Here is an 18,093-nt window from a genome sequence, read left to right on the forward strand (position 1 = left end):
TGATACAGGTGAAGGATGACGCTCGTATCGTGTGAATCTTCTCGCCGGGGGGAGTAACTATGAAGTATCCTGCAGGCCCGTTTCTTTGCGGTGTTCTTCTTGCCGCCGTTCTTGTTGCCGCCCTTGCCCCCTCTCATGCCGGAGCGGAAGAGAAGACCGTAAAGAAGCATGAGCCGGTCAAGGTCTCAGTGGGGTCGTGGGTCGAGTCATTCAGGAATTCCAGCCGCTCGGCGGACTTCTCCTTCATCTATACCCAGCTTGCCTATGACAGCGTCACTTTGAGGTATGATCAATACAATATTGACAGGCGGAGATACTGGCTCAATATCGGGAAAATTCCGCTCTTAGACAGCAAAAGCGTCAAGCTCAATTATCTTCCCGGCATCATGGTCATCAACACCGCTCTGCCGAGGGCTGGCGAGAAATATGACCGGTTCTTTTACGGGGGCCACCTCAACCTGAGCATACCTGGAATTGGCCTCTCGGTGCTGCAGAAAAGTTACGCCGGCACCGAGATAGATTTCAACCAGACCTTTGCCGATCTGAAGCTCTGCAAGAACCTGGACCTCTCATATTATCTCTTCATGGATGCCAAGGCCCATCCTGACGCTTACCTGGGGCCCAAGGTGAAATGCAATGTCGGCGAGGATTCGTCATTCCACGTGTGGTACGGCTTTTCCACGGTGAGCCGCAAACCTGAAGCCCGCATGCTGAACTACTGTGCCACCTTCAGGTTCTGACCTTCTCCGGCCCTCCCCCCGAATTTCTTGAGGGCTGCGCGGGCGTCAGAGAGAAGCGGCTCCGGTGAGACAGGCCCGCCCACGGCGCATTTCATCCAGTAATCGGGAGTGACACGGCCGAGGCGGCACATTCTTTCCATCTCCCCCGCTATACTCCTGGTTTTCATATGGTTTTCCATCTGGTACTCGATGAGGTGCCCCACCGGGTAGTTGGGAAGGTAAAGTCCTGACTCTATCATGTGGGAGTAAACGGCGAGGAGAATACAGTCCTTTTCGCCGATGACCGGGGCGTAATAGCGGTTCCAGACATCCTTGGAAAGGGTTATGACAGCCTCCTTCAGTTCTTCGGGTGTTGCGCCGGGATGGTCATACATCCAGTGCCAGACCCTCATGCAGAGGAGAGAGACACCTGAAAGCTCATAGGTATCCCAGAGGCAATCCAGGGCGTGGAGCTCTTCACTGTTTTCGCCTTTTTCCTCAAGGCCCAGGAGCTCGATGTCACGGGCCTGGAACATGAAAGCGAAGGCTTCCGTAAAGGCCGTGTTGGGGACGCCCGAGAGGAGGGTGTAGTCCATCAGGTTGAGGGAGAAAACCTGCTCCACGCAGTGCCCGAGCTCATGAATGGCGATGTTGAAGCCCTTATAATTCATGCCGTCGGGGCCGAAGCGGGTGCGCAGGTGGGCCTTGAAGTCCCGCCCGCCGGCTCCCATCGCGTGGCCTGCTCCTCGGGAAGGATCGACTACGATGTGCTCGCTCAGGAACCGGGCCTTTTCATCAGAAAAGCCCAGCTTTTTAAGGATTTCGGGCAGGTCTTTCTGGAAGGCCTCCACGGTGGGATAGCGCTTTTTCACCACCTTGTCAAGCTCGCCCTCGCTTATGCTCACAGTGGAGCGGAAGCCGTCATACCAGATGTCAAAGGGGCGGAGTTTTCTCCCCAGCCGTTTTTCAATGAACCGGGCGCATTCCCTGACGGAGGGATCGGAGAGCATTGCCACGAGGTATTCTTCTACGGTTTTTTCGGGAATCTCCATGCCCTGCTCGAAATTGCGCGAGATGAGGGTGGGGTGAGCCGGGAAGTAGGGATCACTCAGGCATGCCACATCAAAAATATTTTTCAGGTGGCGGTACCGCACATTGGCTTCACTGGTGGCGGCAACCTCTTTCCCCTCCCTGTAAACCTTGTTGCTGAAAGGGTCCCAGTCAAGGTCGGCACTGCCGATCACTTCCCCGGGGATCTGTTGAGTGATGATTCTCTCCATTACTTTCACGATGAGCTCCTGGCGCGCCAGGCCGTCGGCGTTTCTATACTGGCCTTTGAGCTCGTCCCTGAGGCCCCAGTGGGTGATGAGCTTCAGTCCATGAGGGAAAAGGCGCTTCCCCTCAGGGTTCAGCAGGTGATACATGTGGATGTTATAGCTTGATATGTAGTTCTCTGCATTCAGATAGGCCACGGTGCTCTTCTGGTTGATCTCGGCGGGGACCCGGGAGTCGAAGCGCTGGACATGGCGCGCTTCGGCCCATTCCCTCCTTGACCACTTCGGGCCTTTCTCGAGCATCTCCTCAAGCGTGCAGAGAGGGTAGTTCAGCAGTGCCGAAAAGGCGATGCCTGTCTTGAAGTAATCGTCCTGGAGGTGGGCCCAGGGAGAAAATTCCCCATAGAGATAATCAAGGGGCACCATGGGGCCCACTTCAAGCTGGAGGGGCTCGCTGAGCTCCCGGGACAGCTCCTGGAGGTGGCCGTTCATCGAGTCGTAGTGGGATTCTGAACGGCTGAACATGAGATTCCTCACTTTTGGATCAGAGGCAAAGTGCCTGGTGCAGAATGCCTTGAAGGCATTCTGATCTCCGTCTTCGCCTGTCCACAGCGATGCGGCCTGCGTGACGCCCTTTCTTACAAGGGCGGCCTCCTTATCACCATGGGTTTTTATCAGAGCTGCCGCCGTCTTTTCCACGGTGTCCGCGGTGATGAACTGTCTGCCCGGGCCTGCTCCAAGGCAGGGATATGCCTCCAAGGTGATCGCAATGACAAGGAAGGCAAGAAAACAGGAATGGAGGGAGAAGGACTTTGACAAGGCAGGCACCTCTTTTCTTTAATTCGCACCGTATCCCATGGGTTTCTCTGCTCCCGGGAACTTTCCTTTCTGCTCCAGCAGCAGCCCTTTTCCGGAGTGGCTTTTAAAGTGAAACTCTGTGTTTTCTATGGAAAAGAAAGAAAATCAGAAAGGAGAGTCAAATTCAATGCCGAAAAGTTCAGTGGATCTTTCCGGCCGGTACGGCCGGTTACTTTGAAATGAGGCTTGCACCGATGGCACTCTGCAGAAAATGCATCATACCCGATTCCTACCCGGATATCACTTTTGAGGATGGCCTTTGCTCCTTTTGCAGGGTCCATGAAAAAGCGCCTCATGTCAATCGGAGCTATAAAGGCGAGGAGCTGCTCAGGGAAAAGCTCACGTCACAGGGGGCGAATCCTTACCATTGCCTCGTTCCCCTCAGTGGCGGCAAGGATTCGAGCTACGCCATCATGCACCTGGTGAAGAAGCTTGGCCTGAAACCGCTGGCGGCCCATTTCGACTCGGGCTTTATCGATGAAAAGACCAAGTCCAATATAGAGAAGATCACTTCGTCGCTTGGCGTGGATCTTGTGATAGGCAGGGCGACGCCTTTCAGGAAAAAGATGATACAGGAGAGCTTCGCAATGGCGAAGTACGGACCCCGCTATGGGGGAGTCACAGGGGTAGGGGGCCTCTGCGTCAACTGCGAGAACAGCCTCCGCTCCTTTGCCATAAACGAGGCGAGGACCAGGAATATTCCCTTTATCATATGGAGCTCCACTGACTTTGAAGACGCCCCTGACGCGTTCCTCAAGGGCGATGACTCGCAGTTCAAGGTCACCTATGGGAGCCTTTCCGACCGCTTTAACATGAAGAGGGTCAAAAAAATCTATGAAGGCATTGTCGGAGATTACAGGGTTCTCAAGTATTTCTGGAACCTCCCCTTCATGTATCATGGTCTGCGCCACTTCTGCCATAAGGTGAACGACAACAGGACCATGAAAAATCCTGAGCGTTATGCCGGTATTGACCCTTTCACCGAGGTTTCCTTTCTGGGCAAGGGAATTGAGGTCGTGTATTTTTACGAGTACATCGCCTATGATCCTTACCGTCATATTGAAGCCCTCAACAGGGAGATAGGGTGGGAGACTCTCATGGGAAAGGAAACGCGCCAGGACTGCAAACTGCACCACCTCCTGAATTACCGCGGGTACAAGAGGAACCACATCACCAATGACGGATTTTTTCTGTCGGTGCTGGTGCGGGAGGGCCTTCTTGACAGGGAAAAGGCAATTCAAAAAGAACAGAGCGTCGTGGAGAAGCTTGAAGAGAATGTACGTCAGCTCCTGAAAGATCTTGAAGCCTCCGTGGCAATGGAAAATCTCCAGTAGCCGGAGGGGCAGAAAGCCCCTCTGAAGGTATCGGGGCCTGCCGGTTTCCCCGGCAGGAGTTTGGGAAGCAATGCATAATTCTCCCAATATATTCCCCTTGGAAAGAGATATTATGCGTTTTTTCAATACGGTAACAAAGGCTCTTTTTGTGGACCGCCCCAATAGATTTCTTGTAAGGTGCTCCATGGAAGGGAACCTTGTATCGGCCTACCTTCCCAACCCGGGGCGCCTCCATGAGCTTCTGCTCCCCAACAGGACCCTTTACCTTGTAAAAGAGCCCCCTTCTTCAAAACGGAAGACGCACTACACTGTCGTGGGAGTGAAAAAACAGAGCCACAACGTGATGCTCCACACACACCGCTGTAATGATGTGGTGAGGCATCTCATCGAGCAGAACCTTGTGCAGTCCCTCTCGGGCGCCCGCATCAAGGGCCAGGAAGTCACCCATGGAGACAGCCGTTTCGATTTCCTCATAGAGACCAGGGGCCAGGACGTCTTTCTCGAGGTAAAGTCCTGCACCCTCTTTGGCGAGAAGATAGCCATGTTTCCCGACGCGGAGACAGAAAGGGGAGCACGGCACCTGAGGGAGCTTGCCGCCCTCGCGAAGCCGGGGGCTTACCCGATAGTGTTTTTCCTGGTTCACTACCCCCAGGCCAAGTTTTTTATCCCCGATTTCCATACCGACCTCACCTTTTCCAGGACCTTTATTGAATGCCGCGACAAGGTCCGCTATTTGCCTGTGGCCGTGGGCTGGGATAATGACATGAACCTGCTCCCCGGCGCAGAAAAGCTGGTGATTCCCTGGGAGTTCATCGAGAGGGAGGCCCAGGACAGGGGAAGCTATCTCCTCCTCATGGAGCTCGACCATCCGATCACCATCTCCGTCGGCAGCCTCGGGGAATTGAGCCTCAAACCGGGGTACTATATTTATGCCGGCTCTGCCATGAGCAACCTCTCAGATCGCATCAGCCGCCATTACAAGGAGAATAAGACCGTTCACTGGCATATTGATACCTTCAGGTCTCATGCGAGGATTATTGACGATTTCCCCGTGCGCTCCTCCAAGAGGCTTGAATGCGAGCTTGCCAGGGCACTCTTCTCCATCTCGGCCTACTGCGTTCCCGATTTTGGCTCATCAGACTGCCGGTGCGCGGGGCATCTTTTCCGCTTCAAAAGCAACCCCCTTCTTTACCCTGAGTTTATCAATATTCTCCAGTTTTTCCGGATTGACGGGCTGATCGAGTGAGAGCCCGCAGGACCCGCGGAAAGGAGGCCGCCTCTCTGTGAGCAGGAAAGGATGCGCTTTCATTGCGCTTGGCGCTCTCCTCTCGCTGGCAGTGCTGGCAGCCTTTCTCTATACGCTCATCACCGGGATAGGCAACCTTACAAAGAATGCCCTTACAGTGAACTCGCAGGGTGCCACGGTAATGAACCTGGTGCCTGGTGAGTACACCTTTTTCCTGGAAAGAGACACCCGCGCCGAGGCAGATTCTCACGATCCCGCCGTTACCGTGACAGACGACGCCGGAAAGGCCCTTGAGGTGAAAAGTCAGAAAGGCTCGAAGTACAGCTTGGATGGCCGCCACGGGCAGAGCTTTGCCAGGTTCGCCGTGGTGCAGGCCGGGGAATATGCTATTACCATTGAGGGACCTGCTGCTGAAGTAAGGATTGTGCTGCTGCACAACTTCATGGGGGGCGTCACCCGAACAGTGCTTGTCTGCGTGGCCCTCGCCGGGATCGGCGGCTTTATCAGCATCATGTTTCTGGCCCTTGGAATTTCCTTCATGATGAGGGGACGAGGGCGCGGCAGGCACCTCACGGGCGGGATAGCCCCCATGGAGACAACGATGGAAGGCGTCAGAGATGAGCACGCTCAGGGCGATATCCCTCTGGGAGGAGACCCTGATGACCGGATATAGCGTCCAGGAACTCAAGGAAATTGCAGCCCGCCACAGGAAAAAACTGCTTGACATCACCTTCCACACGGGAGGAGCCTACCTTGCGCAGGCCCTTTCCGGCATTGATATGATGACGGCCCTGTGGTACCGCTATGTGAGAAACCGCGCCGTCGATCCCCTCTGGGACGGGCGCGACCGGTTTCTCCTCTCTCCCGGCCACTACGCTCTTCCTCTCTATGTGATACTTGCCGATCAGGGCTATTTCAGCGAGGAGCTTCTCTACACCTTCAAGGAAAACGGCTCTCCCCTTGAGCTGGCCTCCCACAGGGGCACGGTGCCCGGCGTGGAGGTCACCGGCGGGTCGCTGGCCCAGGTGCTGTCGGTAGGCGTCGGGATGGCCCTCCACGGGCGCCTCAGGGGAAAGGGGCACCGCATCTTCGTATTCATGAGCGACGGTGAGCAGGATGAAGGCTCCATATGGGAAGCCGCGGCATCGGCGGCCCATTTTTCCCTCTCGAACCTCGTGGCCGTCATTGACAAGAACGGATTCCAGGTTGACGGCCCCACCAGGGAGGTGATGAACATGGAGCCCCTGCAGGACAAATACCGGGCTTTTGGATGGGAAGTCTCCGAGGTGGACGGCAACAGCATGGACGAGGTGGTGGAGGCCCTGGACGGGGCTGTCTCCGCCGCCTGTGAGATGCCCCGCCTGGTGATAGGTAATACAGTGAGGGGAAAGGGAATCACGTTCATGGAGAATAATCCCGCCTTTCATTATGCAAGGCTTGATGAGAAAGAGCTCAGGGCCGCAGGGGAAGAGCTCAGAGGTGAATGGGATGCCGTATGACGCATGCCTCCTCCCGATGGAGGAAACAGTATCAGCTCCCTACAGGAAAGCTCTCATCGCTCTGGGTGAGCAGGAAGAGCGCATTATTGTGCTGGGCGCCGACCTTGCAAATTCTACCGAGATCGACGGCTTCAGGGAGCGGTTCCCCCGGCGCTTTTTCAACGTGGGCACGGCGGAGCAGAACATGATCAACATTGCCGCAGGCCTCGCCTTTGAAGGTGAGATTCCCATAGTGCACACATTCGGAGTCTTTGCCACGAGGCGGCCTTATGAGCAGATATGCGTGCAGGTTGCCATGCACAGGGCCAATGTGAAGATAATAGGCGTGGTTCCGGGGCTCACCTCGAGGCTGGGACCGACGCACCAGGCCATTGACGACCTGGCTCTCATGCGGCTCCTTCCATCTCTCACCGTGATTGACCCGGCCGATGCCGTTGAGATGGAGCAGGCTCTTTTCGCCGCGGCGGCGCACCAGGGCCCTGTCTATATGCGGGCCCTGCGCAGGGAGGTACCGGTTCTCTTTGACGCCTCCCGATACCGCTTCAGGATTGGAAGTGCCGTGCTGCTGAAAGAGGGAGAAGATGTGGCCCTTCTCTCATGCGGCCTGATGCTCAGGGAAGCCCTGTCAGCTCATGCCCTCCTTGAGAAGAGCGGGATCTCCGCTTCCGTTCTTCATGTTCCCACGGTAAAGCCTCTTGACAGCGATGCCGTTCTCTCGTGTGCACGGACCGCGAAAGCCGTCGTGACGGTGGAAAACCATCTTACCACCGGCGGTCTTGGCTCGGCAGTGGCCGAGATCCTGGGAAGCCGCTTCCCGGTCCCCCTGGTTCGGGTCGGCGTGCCTGACATGTTTGCTGAGCCGGGATCGCCAGACTACCTTTTCCAAAAGTACGGCCTCACGGCGCCGCACATAGAGAAGGCTGCCCTCAATGCCATAAGGATGAAGGAGTCCCATGGCCTCTGAAGAGAGAATACGGGCAACTTACTGGCTTCACTGCCCTCCCTCAGATGCTTCCAGGGAGGCGGAGGAGCTTTGTCTTGAGCAGACTGTCGAGGTTCCCGGAGAGCTTGTCAAGGAAGGATGGATAAGGGATCACATTGTGGGGAGGATAGAGCGATGCCGGCAGTACCAGGGCTTTTTTGAAGTCGAAGTCTCCTTCTCCCCCGACATCACCGCCTGTACCCTCACCGGCCTTCTCAACGTGCTCTACGGAAACATCTCCCTCAAGAAGGGCATTTATCTCTCCGCTCTCTCCCTTCCCGGCAGTTTTGTCTCCTCTTTCCAGGGACCCCGTTTCGGGGCTCATGGGGTGAGGGATATCCTGGGAGTCCATGGAAGGCCGCTTTTGGCGGCCCCTCTCAAGCCGATGGGGAAAAGCCCTCAGGAGCTTGGAGCCCTCTGCTATGAGCTGGCCTGCGGGGGAATAGACCTCATAAAGGACGATCATGGGATAACCGATCAGTCTTTTTCGCCCTTCAGGGAAAGGGTGAAGGAATGCATTGCGGCCGTAAGGAGAGCGGAAGAGGCGACAGGGAGAAGGGTCCTCTATTTTCCCTGCGTGAATTCCGATTTTGAGGACATGGAGCGCCACATCAGGTGGGCTGTCAGGCAGGGAGTGGGGGGCCTTCTTATCTCTCCGTTCATCACAGGCCTGGCTTTCATGAAATATCTCGCGGCAAGCCGATTCGCCGGAGTGCCCCTCATGGCTCATCCGGCCCTTACGGGCTCGTTTTTCCAGGGACCCGGCCAGGGAATTGATCAGGCCGTGCTCCTTGGAACTCTGATGCGCCTGGCGGGAGCCGATCTGGTGATTTACCCGAATTTCTGCGGCAGGTTCCCCTTTACAGGCCCTCAGTGCCTCAGCATCAACAAGGCCCTCAGTGAGCCCCTTTTCGGCATAAAAGAAGCCCTCCCCGTTCCCGCGGGAGGCATGTCGCTGGAGAATATTCCCGCCCTTCGCGGGTTTTATGGCGATGAGGTCGTATTCCTTGTCGGGTCCAGCCTCTTCTTGCGGAGAGCCTCTCTCAGGGAGAATGCCTCGTATTTTCTCTCCCTGGTAAAGAAAGAGGGGGAGGGCTCCAAGGAGTTGAGGCCCCCTCTGACGAAACCATAAAGGAGCATATGAAAGGAGGATATAAAAATGAGGAAAGTGATGTTTTTCACCGTGATGATCCTCGTGGCGCTTTGCCTTTCCCCCGCTGTGCAGGCAAAGGAGCTCGTGGGCATGATCTCGAGCATGGAAGGGAATGTGGCCGTCGTGAGCCTCCCCAAGAGCACCGGCATTGAACAGGGAATGATTCTCTACGTGTACCGCCAGGGGGCCTTCGTGGGCAGGGCCGAGGTGAGCGAGGCAGGCCTCTATTGCAGCAGGATAATGGCCCTCCCTGAGACCAAGGGCCTGAAGGTGGGCGATGCAGTTCTTTCCCGCCCTGCATGCGAGATGTACAGGCCTCTTCCCCCCTATGGGAAAAATGTTTCCCCCAATTTCATTCTCAGGGAGACGGACGGCCGCGCCGTTGTCGTGGGAAAGATTGAAAGGGGCGACCTTGAGCGGATAAGGGATAAATTCCATCTCAGCACCATCTGTGTGAATATTCAGAGCGCCGACACGGGGGAGGAGTTTCCCGTCATCCTGAGCAGCAGGGGGTACCTCTTCCTTGAGCTTCAGCCAGGCACTTACATTATCGAGAATGTGCATGTAGGCGAGCTGGCAGGTATGAACTACAATGCCTGGGGCATTCCCCTCGGCATTGTCCCGGGCTTCATGATGCGCCATGGCGGCAAGATATTCCCCATTTCCTACAAGTTTGTCGTGCCCGAGAAATCCAACGTGGTGTACATCGGCACTCTCAAGCTTGCCCTGAATCCCGACCATCCCTTCAATGACAAATATCAGCCCCTGCCCACCTATGCGAGCGTTGCCGATGAATACGACAGCGCCATGGAAGAGCTTGCGAAATTCAATCCCTTTGTGAGGAAGATTGCCAATATAGCCGAAACCCATCTTGAGGCATCAGGGGAGAAGTCCCTGATGGAGCTGGTGCCGGCGGGCCCGGGAGCCCTTTTCCTCGCCCGCGGCGACAGGCAGATGGCCGTCAAGGAGTTCCAGGACAGCATCCGTTACTATGAGGCCCCTTACAAGGCTGAAGCCCATAATGCCCTGGCAAACCTTTACTGGGACATGGGGTACTGGGAAGATGCCCTCACTCACTACAAGCTGGCGAAGGCCCTTGGTTACCCTGTGTCCGACGAGAGAATGAAATACCTGGCCCGCTATAACTGGCTTACCAGGCCTCCCATTGATGATTATTAATACGCAAGGCTGAGATCTTAAAGTTCTGCAAGGAGAGTATTGATGCCATGGCCTTTCTCCGGGCAGCGCCTGAAAGACCCGCGCCCGGGGCAGGGTCATGGCTTCTGTTCCTATGACAGAAAACAGCAGGAACTCTTATCTGGTGCTTTTTCTCTGCTCCCTGGGCATGGCCTCCATGGGGGTCACCATCCAGGCCCTTACGCCCGTGAGCCACGAGGTGCAGGGCGCCCTTGGCATCGATTACGGCAGCCTTGGCTTTCTGATGGGCGCCATTTCGATCCCTGGAATCTTTCTCTCCCTTCCGGGTGGGCTCCTGGCGGACCGGGCAGGGTCCAGGGGCCTCCTTCTTGCCGGGTGGGCCTTCATGGGGGGAGGGGCCCTGCTTTTTGCCATCAAGCCCTCTTATGGGATCCTCTGCGCGGCGAGAATACTGGCAGGCCTCGGGTGCTCCCTTGTGTCGGTCCTTCTTCCAGGCCTTATTGAAGGAGCTTTCAAGGGGAAGAGCCTGGGGTCTGCCATGGGCATCTTCAATGCCGCCCTCCCGGTTGGCTCGATTCTTACCCTCACCACCTTCGCCTTTCTTGCCGCCGGCATGGGACCTTTCCGGCTTTTCCTTTTTCCTGCCGCCTGCGCTTTTCTCTGCTTTATTCTTTTTCTCTTTTTCCTCCCCGGCGGGAGAGAAGGCAGCAGAAGCCATGCCCTCTCTCTGCCCGGTACAGGACCTCTCTGGCTGCTGGCGCTTGTGGTGCTTTTTGCCAATATGGCCACCATGGGATATGTGACCATAGCACCCTCCTACTTCCATGAGAGGGGAACGCCCCCTGCCTGGACAGGCACCATGCTCTCGGCAGTGCTCTGGGGAAGCCTTCTTCTCTCGCCTGTGGCAGGCTACCTGACTACCCACCGGGCGATGGGAAAGCTTCTCCTTGCGGGGGGATGCTTTTTGCAGGGCCTCGGGCTTGCGGCAATCCCCTTTGATGCGACCCCCCTCACGGGGGACCTGTTTCTCCTTGCCATGGGGTCGGGGCTTGTGATGACACCGGTGTATGTCCTGGTGCCCCGGGTGGTGAAGGCCGGCCAGGTGAATACGGGCTTTGGCATTATTTTTTCCTCGATGATGTGCGGATGCCTCGCCGGACCTTATTGTGCCGGGAAGATTCTTGACGGCCCGGGAGGATTTGCGGCAGGCTTCATGCTTCTGGGCGCTCTTTCGGCAGGAGCGGCCTTATCAGCCCTCCTGCTGGGAAAGAGTCATTTCCCTTCAGGAAATGCGCTTCATCCTGGCATGCACGAAAGTGCGGCAGAGATAAGAGGTGATGATGAGGTTGAAGAGGGAGAAGGCAATGCCGAAGCAGAGAAAAACTAATATGTGGGCGAAGCTGAAACCCGGGAGGATATCGGGGAGCCTTCCGAACAGCTGATAAAAGTAGTGGAAGGGCGAGGCTTTATACCAGGGCTCTCTGCCAAGTGCCGACCACAGCAGGACAAGAAGGGCAAGGAAGACCCATGAGAGCAGGCCGGCATAAATGCTTATCGTGAACTCCACTTTCTCCTGCGTCTGTTCCACCAGCATGGAATGGCCCCTTATGATGAGGGACACCTGGATGATAAGGGTGGCTGCCAGGGCATAAATGATGATGATGTTCTGAGATGCCATTGCTTTCATATTTCATGTCCATTCTCCCTGTGGTCGGGAACTCCTTCCCCCGGCCCGCCTTCCCGGTCTGCGAGAGGGCGTGAGAAGGGTTTTCCCCTTTGAGAAAGAACACCTCAAGGAAAATCGGCAGGAGGGAGGAGAGGTAATGCCAATTTACTGTTACAGGGCTGAAGATCCCGCCCACTCGTGCGAGCATTGCATTGAAACCTTTGAGGTGGTGCAGAAAATGAGCGACGCCCCCCTTGGCGAATGCCCCCTGTGCAGGGCGAAAGTGGAGCGGATAATCACCTCTTTCTACTCATTTACCAACAAGACAAAGGATCTTCTCAGCGACAAGTCACTTTCCCGCATGGGCTTCAGCAAGTTTGTCAAGGAGGAGAAGGGGAAATACAGGAAAGTGACATGATATCCCCACAGGTGATAATAAAAAAGCCCCGGTGAGAACGCCGGGGCTTTTTGCTGCATTGGAAAAGAGTTACACTTCTGCAGGGCTTTCGAAGAGATCGGGGATCGGCGGGCACTCGTCAAAGATGCCCAGAGGAGGATGATCCTTTTCAGGCATCAGCTCCAGGGCCGAGCACTCCGTCTTTGGCTCCGGCTTCAGGTTTACAAGGCTCTCCTTGGGCTTCCCCGCGGGATCAACCTGCCCTTTCACCATCATCTGTGCCGTTGCCTTGAACTGCTCGGGCACGTTTGCGAGGATTTCCTTGGGATCCCTGTTGAGGACCTTCTCTATGAGCTCAGGCTTGACTTCCTGCTCTTTGCGGTGAACGATTCTGCCCTCGGTCCTGTACTGCTCCTTCAGCATCTCCGCGGCGTTCCTGCGGAGAGGATCTTCTTCCTGCCTTTTCCCCTTCAGTTTTTTTGCATCTCCGTCAAGCACCCCCGCCGTGTGAGCCTGGCCCAGATCGACCACGTGCTGCTCCACGTCGGTGAGCGTGTCGCCGCCTTCCGCCGCCTCGACATGCTTTTTGCCCTTGACGGCTTCCTTTTCGTAGTCCCTGTCTTTCGCTCCCGCAGCCATGGCGGCTTTGTCCGAAACCTGGTTGAATCTCTGCTTCTGGAGCTGCTGATCCTGCTGGTCCATCTTCTGCATCTTCTGTTCCTGCTGCTGCTGCTCAGCCTTGGCCGTATCGTCGGTCATATCAAGCTGGGCCTTGTCGCTCAGATGGATTTCATCGTGATCGGTCTCCAGGCTCTCGGTATGCTTTTTTGCCGTTCCCGTACCCTGGGCCGCATGGGCGGAAGTAGTGACCATGGCCGCCTTAAACTGGTGATCCGGCATGCCGTACTGCCCTTGAATTGGATTAATACCGGACATATGAACCCCTCCTTGCTTTTCTTTAGTCTAATTTTATCAGATATGGGGCAAAATGTAAAGCATTTTTCCCTTCTGACGGTGCCGGAGGGAAAAAGGATTTGCCGGTGTACAGGAAGAAAAAATCGGCAATGGAAAAAGATATCTACCTTGAGAAGTTTCTCCTCATTTTCGGCTGCTCCGTGGACTCAAGCGGTGTCACGGTGAACCATGAGAAGGGACAATCCTCGATTCCATGGGATTCCCTTACCCATGCCTTTCTTGTCTATTTCAAAAAGAAGGGTATCCACAATGTTCCCTTTTTTCTCCTCAAGGCCAGGGAGTTTCCCCAGTACTTCCTCCTTGACGGGAGCGCCCTGGGCTCAATGAAGCTCATGTTTGAGGGTGTAATCCTTATGAGGCGCATCTCCATAAAGCGCGCAGCAGTGAAGTCGAGCCCCATTGATGACGAGTTCAGGGATGTGGTCTCAAGGATCTGCGGGAAGTTCTCCTGGACCTTTGTGGACGGACCTTTGCGGGATTTTCTCAAGCAGGGCACTGCGTCCCTCCCTCTCTGCGCCACTCTGGAAGAGCTTGCCACTTACTGTGACAAAGTGGTTAACTCCTCCCAGGGCATCTCTGAAGAGGCGCCGGCCTCCAAGGATTATCTCAAGGAGATACAGACTCTTACGGGCCCCATAACCTCGAGGGAGGAGTGGAGAGAAGGCAGGATAATCGATAACCGTTACATTATTCAGCAGGTCCTCATGGGCGGCATGGGGATAGTCTATGTGGCCCTCGACAATCTGAGGGCCAGGTTCTATGCCATCAAGACCTTCCAGGAAAAGTACCTCTGGGAGGAGACGGTGATCCAGCAGTTCATAAGGGAGGCTGAAATCTGGATCAACCTCGGCAAGCACATGAACATCGTGCAGGCAGAGAGGGTGATGCAGCGTGAGGGAAAGCCCTACATCATCCTTGAGTATATCCAGGGCAGCGATCTCGATACGTTGCTGAAAGAAGGGCTCCTCGCTGTTCATACGTCCCTGGATTACGCACTGCAGTTCTGCGACGGCATGCACTATGCTTTTCAGCGTCTTGGCCTGGTACACAGGGACATCAAGCCTTCAAACTGTTTTATCACAAGAGACCAGGTTATAAAGATTTCCGATTTCGGCCTGGGAAAGATTGTCTATGAGTCCACAAAGGAAAGGAAGGGCTTCTCGCTCAGCGCAGAAAAGGACAAGGACGTGCTGGCATCGGCGGCGATGGTGGGCACTCTCCCTTTCATGGCGCCGGAGCTTTTTACCGATATAAAGAGCGCCAGCATAAAGACCGACATCTATGCCTTCGGCGTCATGCTCTACCAGATGCTCACGGGCCTGAACCCGTTCCTTGATGACGATCCTACCGAGGTCATTGAAAGGCACCTGACCCTTTTCCCTGATGATCCCTCACAGGTCAACCCCGAGGTGCCCCCCGCGATGAAGGCAATCGTCGATAAATGCATCGAGAAGGATCCCCAGGACCGGTACAATGATTTCAGCGAGATCACCCGGGACCTGAGGGAGGTTTTCAAAAGCGTTACCGGCAGTGACTTTGTCCAGAAGAGCGGCGAGAACACCTTCAGCGAGGAAGACTGGATCAAGAAAGGCCTCTCGCTGGCTTCACTGAAGCTTCACAGGGAGGCCATAATCACCTTTAACGAAGCCTTCAAGCTCAACAACCGCTCGCCTGCCATCATTCACAAGGGCATCTCGCTCTCGGCCCTCGGTGAGTATGAAAAGGCCCTCGAGGCCTTTGACGAGTTCCAGAAGCTCCATCCCGATTACTGGAAAGTATGGTATCACAAGGGTGACACCCTCAGGCAGTGCGGGAATTACGAGGAAGCCCTCAGCCACCTGGAAAAAGCCATGTCCCTCACCTCCCAGCATGGCATTATCATCGGTGCCATAGGGAAAGTGATGGAGGAGCAGGGAAAGCTCACCGAAGCCCTTGAGTATTATGACAAGGCCCTGGAGAAGAGCGAGAGCATGGCCGAGGTCTGGGATTACAAAGGCGTGCTTCTCATGAGGATGCAGCGGTATCCTCAGGCCCAGGAGGCCTTCAGCGAGGCGGTGGAGCTCAACCCTCGTTACCTTGAGGCATGGTTTCACCGCGGCCTCGCTTTTTATGAGCTAGGGTTCTTCTCTGAGGCCATCAAGGCCCACAACCTGGTGCTCTCCCTCGACGGGGAGTATGTACCGAGCCTGATGGGGATTGGTGACTGTTACCGGGAGCTCAGGGAATACACCAGGTCTCTCGATTTTTACCAAAAAGCCATCTCAGTGGACCCTGAGAGCCTTCCCGCACAGCTGGCCAAGGTCCGCCTCCTGGTCGAAGCATCGCGGTACGAGGAGGCCCTGGACTATATCAATACCCTGTATGAGAAAAACAGGGAGAATGACCAGCTTCTAGCCGAGCTTGTGCAGGTGTATTTTGAGCTCGGCCTGTACAATGAAAGCTATGAGCTCTGCAGGGACCTTCAGAAAAGGGACCGGGGGAACTTCCGCCTGGCGCTTCTGCTGAAATGCACCAGGAACTGGCTCGCCGAGCTGAGGCGCCTCATGGAAGACATTGAGGAATGCGATGCCCTGGAAAAATCCTTCATCCTGAAAGATTTGAACACCCTGCTTTGCGTGACCTGCAGCGTGGACGGGGCAAAAGAGCTTCTCCGCTATTATCTTGAGCATGACGACGAGCCCGACACCGTGCTCCATCTTTACCTGGCCTTTCTGGAGAAAATGTCAGGAGATAATGAGAAGGCCCTCTCTTACATTGACCGTCTTAATGAAGCCTCGAAAAAAGATGACGCCGAAGCCCTGAATATGAAAAAGGTCATCATGGATTCCTTTGAAGAAAAGTCCTCGGGCCTGAAGTTCTTCTCCCTGGGGAGGGAGGAGAAGAGGAGTCCCCAGGAGTGGATGGTCTTCGGTATCGAAAAGCTCCACAAAAACGAGCTGAAGGAAGCCCTTGAAGCCTTTCAGAAAGCTCTTGGGAAGGATCCCCACCTCCATGCGTGCTGGTACTTCGGAGCCAAGGTCTTTGAGGCGATGGGAAACAGCGAGGAGGCCAACAGGTACTTCAACAACTTCATCCAGTCCTTTCCTCAGTCTCCCGGCTTTTACCGGGAGCTCATCAAAGGCGCCGGAGACTCCATGGATTTTGAGAGCTGCGCCACTGCCCACAGAAGGTGGATTGGCTATTTCCCTGACGACCACCGCGGCTGGATATCATACCTGAAGCTCATGGCCTCCCACGGGTATCGTGAGCAGGCAAGGATCCTCGCCATGGAGATAATCACCACCTATTCCGGGCGGTGGTTTCTCGGGAAATCCTCCCGTGAATATCTCTTTGTCTACGGGCTTCTCCTCCTCTTCATTGAACGTTTCAAAGGAGCAGCGGAGATTTTTGAGGCTCTTCTGAAGGAATACCCCGATGAGTGCCCCTCTGCCTTTGCGCTTGCCAGGATAAAAATGCAGTCAGGGAAGCTCTCCGAGGCGGAGTCGCTTCTGAAAAAGCTCTCCGCGGTAGAAGATGTCTCCCTTCTGGCTCTCTATGAGCTTGCATCGCTGTATCTCAGGGAAAACCTCCCAGACAAGGCCTTTAAAGTCATCAATGATGGCATTGCCTTGAGGAAGAGCTCCTTTGAGCTCCTCTTCAGGAAAGCCGAGGTGCTCTGCGGGCAGCAGAATTACACCGATGGCCTGGAGCTCGCGTACAAGCTCTGCATGGCCGACAAGAAGTTCATTCCCGCCCTTCTCCTTCACAACAGCATGCTGATGGCCAAGAAAAGGCCTTCGACGGACCTCCTCACGCGGGCCCTCCCGGTGAACCAGAAAAACCTCTATCTTCTCAAGGCCATTGCCTTCACCTCCTTTACCCTGGAGGAGTATGGCAAGACCATTGCCGGCCTTGATCTTGCCGTCACCTGGAACAGGCTCGACAGGGAGTGCCTGCTTGCGCAGGGAATTGCCCACTACAGGACGGGGAGCTTTACGGAGGCCTTTGCCTCCTTTCAGAAAGCTGCCGAAGTGACTTACAGGAACCTGGATCTCTGGCTCTATCTGGGTGCCGTGAATTACCATCTCGGCAATGAGGCCTTGTCAGAGACCTTCTTCAGGCAGGCCCTTCTGCAGGACAATATCTCCCCCCCTGCGCTGGTGAACCTGGGAGTGCTGCTCTATGAGAAAGGGAGCCTTCTCGAGGCGCAGCAGTGGGCGGAGAAAGCCATAAGGCTCAAGAACGACTATGGACCTGCATGGCATCTGAGGGCCCGGTGCCTCAGAGCTTACGGAAACCTTGAGGAGGCTGAGAAAAGCATTGAAAGCGCCCTCCGCGCACTGCCCGATGCCCTTCCCGTCTGGGTTCTGAGAGGGGTGATCCTTATGGAGCAGAAGAAGATCAGCGAGGGCATGCTCTGCTTCAAAAAGGCTTCCGAGATGGCTCCCAAGGAGCCTGCGGTGTGGTTCAACCTTGCCCTCATCGCCTTTATTGACAACAAGATTGATCATGCCTTCAAGTGCGTGAACCAGGCCCTCCTGCTGTTTCCTCTCTTTTTTGAGGCCCTCTTTCTCAACTCCCTCTGCCTTCTCAGGCTGGAGAAGATCTCGAAGTCGCAGGAATGCATGAGGAAAGCCGAAGAGGTTGACGAGGAGAAAGCCAAGAGATGGCAAAAGCTGCAGGCCATTCAGAACAATGTGCTTGCCCCTCTCAAAGGGCTTGAGCTTGCCCGGGAGCCTTTCTCCCTTCCCGGCATTCCGACAGTCGTGATCCCGGACCCGGTGAGCATCTTCGATCTCGAATACCCTGAGGAGATAATACCCATTGTGAAGGAGTTCCAGTCTCCCTGACCG

14 protein-coding genes are annotated in these 18,093 nt (G+C 55.5%); 11 read left to right on the top strand and 3 right to left on the bottom strand.

All coding sequences use genetic code 11. From position 1 onward, the window contains the following. Nucleotides 1–59: 59 nt before the first annotated feature. Nucleotides 60–740 carry a hypothetical protein gene (locus RDV48_13355; GenBank protein MDQ7823779.1) on the top strand — a complete coding sequence of 227 codons (681 nt, stop codon included), beginning with the start codon at nucleotides 60–62 and terminating at the stop codon, nucleotides 738–740. On the opposite strand, the gene RDV48_13360 is transcribed toward RDV48_13355, so the two are convergent. Next, entirely contained in the window at nucleotides 716–2,812 is a 2,097-nt protein-coding gene (locus tag RDV48_13360; GenBank protein MDQ7823780.1) for a hypothetical protein, read from the bottom strand. The two genes, RDV48_13355 and RDV48_13360, sit on opposite strands and share 25 nt — an antisense overlap. A 233-nt stretch (nucleotides 2,813–3,045) precedes the next feature. Between RDV48_13360 and RDV48_13365 the strand changes: the two genes are divergently transcribed. The 8 genes from RDV48_13365 (at nucleotide 3,046) to RDV48_13400 (ending at nucleotide 11,610) form a co-directional block, all read left to right on the top strand. Continuing rightward, on the top strand, nucleotides 3,046–4,185 hold the full coding sequence (locus tag RDV48_13365; GenBank protein MDQ7823781.1) for a hypothetical protein: 1,140 nt from the start codon (nucleotides 3,046–3,048) through the stop codon (nucleotides 4,183–4,185). A gap of 112 nt (nucleotides 4,186–4,297) precedes the next feature. Further along, nucleotides 4,298–5,431, top strand: coding sequence for a DNA/RNA nuclease SfsA (gene sfsA / locus RDV48_13370; GenBank protein ID MDQ7823782.1), 1,134 nt, complete (start codon nucleotides 4,298–4,300; stop codon nucleotides 5,429–5,431). A 37-nt stretch (nucleotides 5,432–5,468) separates the two neighbouring features. After that, nucleotides 5,469–6,104, top strand: a complete 636-nt coding sequence (locus tag RDV48_13375) for a hypothetical protein (protein MDQ7823783.1) — start codon at nucleotides 5,469–5,471, stop codon at nucleotides 6,102–6,104. After that, nucleotides 6,091–6,930, top strand: a complete 840-nt coding sequence (locus RDV48_13380) for a transketolase (GenBank protein MDQ7823784.1) — start codon at nucleotides 6,091–6,093, stop codon at nucleotides 6,928–6,930. The genes RDV48_13375 and RDV48_13380 overlap by 14 nt, the downstream gene beginning before the upstream one ends. Beyond that, on the top strand, nucleotides 6,920–7,894 hold the full coding sequence (locus tag RDV48_13385; protein MDQ7823785.1) for a transketolase C-terminal domain-containing protein: 975 nt from the start codon (nucleotides 6,920–6,922) through the stop codon (nucleotides 7,892–7,894). The genes RDV48_13380 and RDV48_13385 overlap by 11 nt, the downstream gene beginning before the upstream one ends. Next, nucleotides 7,884–9,044, top strand: a complete 1,161-nt coding sequence (locus RDV48_13390; GenBank protein ID MDQ7823786.1) for a RuBisCO large subunit C-terminal-like domain-containing protein — start codon at nucleotides 7,884–7,886, stop codon at nucleotides 9,042–9,044. Before RDV48_13385 ends, RDV48_13390 begins: the two co-directional genes overlap by 11 nt. Before the next feature lie 27 nt (nucleotides 9,045–9,071). Beyond that, entirely contained in the window at nucleotides 9,072–10,244 is a 1,173-nt protein-coding gene (locus RDV48_13395) for a tetratricopeptide repeat protein (protein ID MDQ7823787.1), read from the top strand. Nucleotides 10,245–10,341: 97 nt separating this feature from the next. Continuing rightward, nucleotides 10,342–11,610, top strand: coding sequence for an MFS transporter (locus tag RDV48_13400; GenBank protein MDQ7823788.1), 1,269 nt, complete (start codon nucleotides 10,342–10,344; stop codon nucleotides 11,608–11,610). On the opposite strand, the gene RDV48_13405 is transcribed toward RDV48_13400, so the two are convergent. Beyond that, nucleotides 11,506–11,910 (bottom strand): hypothetical protein, encoded by a 405-nt coding sequence (locus RDV48_13405; protein MDQ7823789.1) that lies wholly within the window; start codon nucleotides 11,908–11,910, stop codon nucleotides 11,506–11,508. The two genes, RDV48_13400 and RDV48_13405, sit on opposite strands and share 105 nt — an antisense overlap. A gap of 136 nt (nucleotides 11,911–12,046) precedes the next feature. On the opposite strand from RDV48_13405, the gene RDV48_13410 reads away from it, so the two are divergent. After that, nucleotides 12,047–12,307: a zinc ribbon domain-containing protein gene (locus RDV48_13410; protein ID MDQ7823790.1), complete on the top strand. Its 261-nt coding sequence runs from the start codon at nucleotides 12,047–12,049 to the stop codon at nucleotides 12,305–12,307. A gap of 69 nt (nucleotides 12,308–12,376) precedes the next feature. Here the strand turns inward: RDV48_13410 and RDV48_13415 are convergent, their stop codons facing one another. Next, entirely contained in the window at nucleotides 12,377–13,222 is an 846-nt protein-coding gene (locus tag RDV48_13415) for a hypothetical protein (protein MDQ7823791.1), read from the bottom strand. 104 nt (nucleotides 13,223–13,326) lie between these two features. On the opposite strand from RDV48_13415, the gene RDV48_13420 reads away from it, so the two are divergent. Continuing rightward, nucleotides 13,327–18,090 carry a tetratricopeptide repeat protein gene (locus RDV48_13420; GenBank protein ID MDQ7823792.1) on the top strand — a complete coding sequence of 1,588 codons (4,764 nt, stop codon included), beginning with the start codon at nucleotides 13,327–13,329 and terminating at the stop codon, nucleotides 18,088–18,090. Nucleotides 18,091–18,093 lie beyond the last annotated feature (3 nt).

This window comes from Candidatus Eremiobacterota bacterium, from assembly GCA_031082125.1.
Lineage (GTDB): Bacteria > Vulcanimicrobiota > CADAWZ01 > CADAWZ01 > Ess09-12 > Ess09-12.